At 60.2% G+C, this 4,758-nt stretch carries 5 protein-coding genes and 1 pseudogene; 2 read left to right on the forward strand and 4 right to left on the reverse strand.

Annotated features, from left to right (window positions below; translation table 11 throughout):
- Positions 1–621, forward strand: a 621-nt coding sequence (locus J7360_RS17910) for a hypothetical protein (protein ID WP_244667828.1), incomplete at its 5' end; no start/stop codon positions are given.
- 265 nt (positions 622–886) lie between these two features.
- The gene (locus tag J7360_RS17915) at positions 887–1,690 is read left to right on the forward strand and encodes a hypothetical protein (protein WP_343237355.1); all 804 of its coding nucleotides are present in this window, start codon (positions 887–889) and stop codon (positions 1,688–1,690) included.
- Between the two features lie 36 nt (positions 1,691–1,726).
- Here the strand turns inward: J7360_RS17915 and J7360_RS21690 are convergent, their stop codons facing one another.
- The 4 genes and pseudogenes from J7360_RS21690 to J7360_RS17935 all read right to left on the reverse strand — a co-directional run.
- Positions 1,727–2,020 carry a type IIL restriction-modification enzyme MmeI gene (locus tag J7360_RS21690; protein ID WP_343237356.1) on the reverse strand — a complete coding sequence of 98 codons (294 nt, stop codon included), beginning with the start codon at positions 2,018–2,020 and terminating at the stop codon, positions 1,727–1,729.
- A 270-nt stretch (positions 2,021–2,290) separates the two neighbouring features.
- A complete protein-coding gene (locus J7360_RS17925; protein ID WP_209034384.1) occupies positions 2,291–3,703 on the reverse strand; it encodes an XVIPCD domain-containing protein in 1,413 nt (470 codons plus the stop codon).
- Positions 3,696–4,388, reverse strand: a complete 693-nt coding sequence (locus J7360_RS17930) for a hypothetical protein (RefSeq protein WP_244667830.1) — start codon at positions 4,386–4,388, stop codon at positions 3,696–3,698. The genes J7360_RS17925 and J7360_RS17930 overlap by 8 nt, the downstream gene beginning before the upstream one ends.
- Positions 4,389–4,473: 85 nt before the next feature.
- Positions 4,474–4,758 (reverse strand): annotated as a pseudogene (locus J7360_RS17935) (JAB domain-containing protein); the annotation flags it as partial.

Raw genomic sequence — 4,758 nt, forward strand, 5'->3', positions numbered from 1 at the left:
AGATTAAAAGTGCTGGTGACAATATTTCTCAAGCGCATTCAACCATCCCCTGTAAGTTGCCTTCCTGGCGGCCCCTGGACCTTAGCAGCGCCGCGTGCCGATGTGGATCCCCCAGTGCTGGGATACGATGCAGGCATGCCCGTTCACCAAGATCTCGCCTACAACCTCCTCAAATCTGTCAGCAAGCTGGAGTTCCAGCTTCGACGGCACGGGGACTTCTTCCGGAAAGATCGGGATGGGAAGCCAACGCCCGACGTCGCCTGGCGCGTGGTGGAAGCGCGCGTTCGCCAGCTTGGCGATGCCTTTGCTAAAGACGTTCCAGGCTGGGCACGCCAGCGCCTTCTAAGCCAACGCGACGTGAGGCCCATGAAGCAGAAGATCTTGGACGATGAGGGCCGCTTGGTGGCCCGCTTCATGCCCTGCCCACTCGATGCGGAATCGGATGCGGTGGCGTTGGTGGAAGCCATGCGCCAGGTCCGCAACAACCTTTTTCACGGCGGCAAGGAGGATTATGAAGACGATCCCTACGCGGAGGACGATGATTGGGTGCATGCCGCGACCCAGGTAGCGCTCGCCCTTCAACGCTCCCTAGATGCCGGCTTGCTTGACGCCGGCGCGTGAAATGGTGCCGCAACGCTCCCTCTCGGTTGCACGGACGGCGGTCGCCTGGAGCTCCATTTCGGCAGTCACGCCAACGCCTCCGTCGTCGTTCCCGCTGACGGGGGTTGATGTTTGGGGCTTAGTGACGTTGAGCTTTCGGACGTAGTTGAGGCGCTGACGAATAGCCGGGATCTGAAAGGGATCGAAAAAACTTCTTTTCGGATGCCGACAGGCCCGTTCGACCGCCCTAGCCTAACAGCTCACATCCCCATCGGATCATTCGACCGTGACCACCTCTCATGCCCAACAAGTCTGCGAAGACCATCTCCGAAAGCAAATCGCCACCAACGAGGAGACTCGGATTGCCTTCTCTGAAACGAAAGTCGCCCAGCTACTCTTGAGCCGAAGCGCCGAGTTGCGCCCCGTCTACGAAGAAGTGGAGCGCTCATTGGGGTTCCACGGATTGGAATGGAAGGTCTTTTTGGACTGCTGCGTCTTGGCAACAGGGGCGTATTGGACCCCGGACAAGAATCTCGAGGACCGCGCCAGCAGGAAGCGCCTAGAAAAGGTGAACGCTAAGATTGGCGCGCTGTCCGCGCAGCTGGCGGATGTCCTGATCGAGCGCGATGACCTGTCTAATCGGTCGCCTTTTAGCTGCGACACGCTCTACCACCCAGTTGATGTCATGCACCAAGCGGGCCCGAACAACGGCCTTTACCAGTCCTTCCTAAAGAGCGAGTTGGAGAACCTCACTGGTCGGTTCGAGTTGAAGTATTGGCCATCGCTCGCATCCATGGTGCGCGTCATCGGCCTGGATGCCGGAAAAGCGGAAGTGACTGCGGACGATGTCCGCACCGCCGCAATGTCCGAGAGCAAGCGTCCATCCAGAGCGGATTTCATCCGCGCCCTCCACAGCGGCGTCTCTGACAACCAGCATTCCGGAATGGGCGGCTTGCGCCGGTCATTCCGGCTCTCTGATAGCGCGGCAGCGACGCTCGCCAATGTGATTTTGGATCTTCCACCAGAAAAAATGATGGGCGCTCAAAACGCGAAGAACGTTCGCCACCGCGACCGGCGCAAGCGGGCTTGAATCCATTGCTCGGCCTCGTTCTATCCACGGGCGGTCTCATGGTCGTTCAATGACTGACCAATGCAAGGTGACGCCAGAGCTACCGCTACAAAAAGGCCAGCATCGCCCGCTGGTCCTGTCGGCGGGGACGTCGGCTCGAACGTCAAACTTGATCGTGGATATCCCGGTCAACTCGAGGAAGAACCCGAAATGGTCAGCGAAGCTGTTGAAGTCGCACGCCAGCACTTCTCCGCCGATCAGGTCCTCGGCTTCCAGGGTCTTACCATCGGTCGCCGGGATGAAATTGGCTTTGTCGGGGAGGGTCCGCGGACTGGTCCGCAATGCCTGCACGGTCTCGTGGAGTTTGCCCGGAACACAGGCGATCAGGTGGATGTTGCTGCGCTGTAAGACGGCAACAGGGACGTCGGTGGCATTGCTGCCCCCCCTTCATCAGGCGCTTGATCGTCGTGTCCTTATTCGCGAAGGCGGTGAGAAACAGATACGGGAACTCGGTGGCCTCAAATGGAGCCTCGGTAATCCCGCTCATTTGAGGATGGAAAACAGGAAGTCTAAATCTTGCTACAGGGCCCTTTTTCCCAAGCATTAGACGCCCCCTCCCCATCACATGGTCATCCGCGGCCCCTGCTCCTGCTGCGTTGTCTGCTGTTGGGTCTGCTCCATCAGCTGTTGGCGCACCTGATCCTGTTTGATGACTTCGGCCTGCTGCAGGTTCTGCTGGGCCGGCTCCTGAGCAGCTACGCGGCCGTCCACGTGGGCATGGAACATGGGTGCGACCCCCATTCCATGTGGGGCGTAGACCGCAAAGACGTTTTGGGCCCCGTCCTTCCCCAGGCCTCCGACAACCCCGTCCACGCGCATGACCATCGAGTCGTCCAACTGGTGCTTGTAAAGTGCGGCCGCGACGTTCCTGCTCTCCTCGTCGTTCCAGTTACCCGTCCCACGCACCCAGAAATGGATTTGCTGGTAGGTCGAATGGTCCGGGTGAGCGGGATTGTCGGCCAGCACGGCTTCATTGCGAGCGATGGCTTGGGGTTCGACGTCCGGTTGGCTGGCACCGCCTTTCCCAACCTGCCGCACCTCCATAGGTCGTAACTGCCCGTCGGAAGTGTCAGTGAATCCGAAGGCCTTCCCTTGGCCGCCCAAAGAGATCCCCGCCGCCTGGATTTCTTCCGCTGAACTGCCGAGCTCTTTGAGATTGAGGCCGAGACTCGGAATCGACTGGCTGGAGGCCCGGTCAAGGTCACGGGACACGGCAGCCCCGGCGGACACCACGTAGGACAAGTAAAAGGCGTTGTAGTCGGACTGACCTAACGCGCCCAGGCTTTTGCCGGACTGATCGAACTGACAAATCGCCACGGCTTTTACGGCCGGGCTGTCGATGCGGTTGTCGGTGTGCTGGATGCCCTGGACATCCATCTGGATGCCTGGAGCCAGCCGCCCGTTCGTGACGCAAGGCGTGGTCGGGTCGAGGCGATAAAGCAGTTCTGCTTCGCTGACGTTGCTGTCTTGGTGCTTGACCCGACTGGCCACCGAATTCATCGACACCATTTCGGCTAGCGCTTCGTTCTGCCGGGAAGCGTTGATGTATTCCTTTGCCAACGGGGTGATGTCCACCGTCGCATCGCCGTAGCGTGCGCCCTCTTTCAGCGCCTCATCGATTCGGTAGGACAGCTTGTAGGTGCTGAGTTCGTTGGAGCGGGCCATCAAGGCATGCCCCGTCTCGTGCCCAAGAACACCCGTCAACTGGTCTATCCGCTCTGACCGGGAAGGTCGCTGCAATACATCGGCGTTGACGCTGATCGTCTTTTCGCCGTGGTTATAGTGCCCTCCTTCGTTGGGCGTGCGAGCGAACTTGATGTGCTCAAGGTCGCCGTTGTCGATGGCTTTGGTCATTACCTCGACTAGGTAAGGAGAGGACTCCACTGCCTCGCGGAGGTCCTTGGCTGCACCTGGGGACAGAGACGATTGTTGTTCGGTCTCCTGGAGCATGCGCTCAATGCGAGGGTCAAGCATCGCTGCGCTCCATTTCAAAGACAACCACCGTCACGCAGGTCGGCGCATCCCGATGGTCAGGAGTCACGGCAACATAGAGCCCGAGCGAGGGACCAACGATCTTGTCGAACGTGATGCGCTGGTCGTCGCCAAAGGTTGGCACATACACCCGGAAGCCGTCGGCTTCCATTTGCTTTTTCAATGTGTCGTAGGCCAGACAGGCGTTCGGGGTGAGGGTCAGTTCCACCCGGTGCCCGGGGAGCTTGGGCGCGCCCTTCCACACCGCCCACTCGTAAGTGCCCTGCCCCACCTTACCGGTCACCCCTCTGCGCTCACGCTTGGCGTCGGGAGGAAGCGCAATGCCCAACACGCGCTCCACGTTGGCGGGGTCGGAGTCTGCTTGAGCGTGAAAGGACTGGGCGAGCGCTTTGATTTGTTTAAGCAGTTGGTCGGCGGTGAGCTCAGCGCCCGGTTGCAGCGCGGGATAGCCGTCCCAGGTCATCATCGGTGCCGAACGCTCAGGGGACGCGGCGTCGACAAGTGCCGCGACGCGGTCCTGCTCGCGCCGAATGTCAGCGGAGGTCGGTTCCTGCATGGCTTTCTCCTGAGGGGCGTTTGACGATTGCGCGCATGCGGCCATTACCAACAACAGCGCGCCTGCTGAAAAGGCTTTGGCGATGCGCATTCCTTGCCTGGGTATATCCATGACCAACATCCGAGTGTCGGGAGGTTAGACAGCTTAACGCCAGCGCTTGGGCGCAGGCCAATCTGGTAGGCAGGGGGGGCTATGTCTACCCCCTGGCTGCCAGGCTGACGCTTTTCTGGCCACCGATGACCATGTAGTCGCGGACCCGGATGTCAAGAAGCGCCAGCGCCTGCTTCAGTCGCTCGGTGACCTTGCGGTCGGCGTCGCTTGTCTCGGGACTTCCACTCAGGTGGTTGTGGAAGAGGATGACGGCCACGGAGTTGAGCTGAAGAGCACGCTGTGCGACCACCGGCTGTGGACTTCGCAGCCGTCGACGGTGCCGTTGAACAGGTGCTCGGTTGCCAGGATGTGGGGTAATCCCCCCACTTTT

Source organism: Xanthomonas sp. D-99, assembly GCF_017746145.1.
GTDB lineage: Bacteria > Pseudomonadota > Gammaproteobacteria > Xanthomonadales > Xanthomonadaceae > Xanthomonas > Xanthomonas cissicola.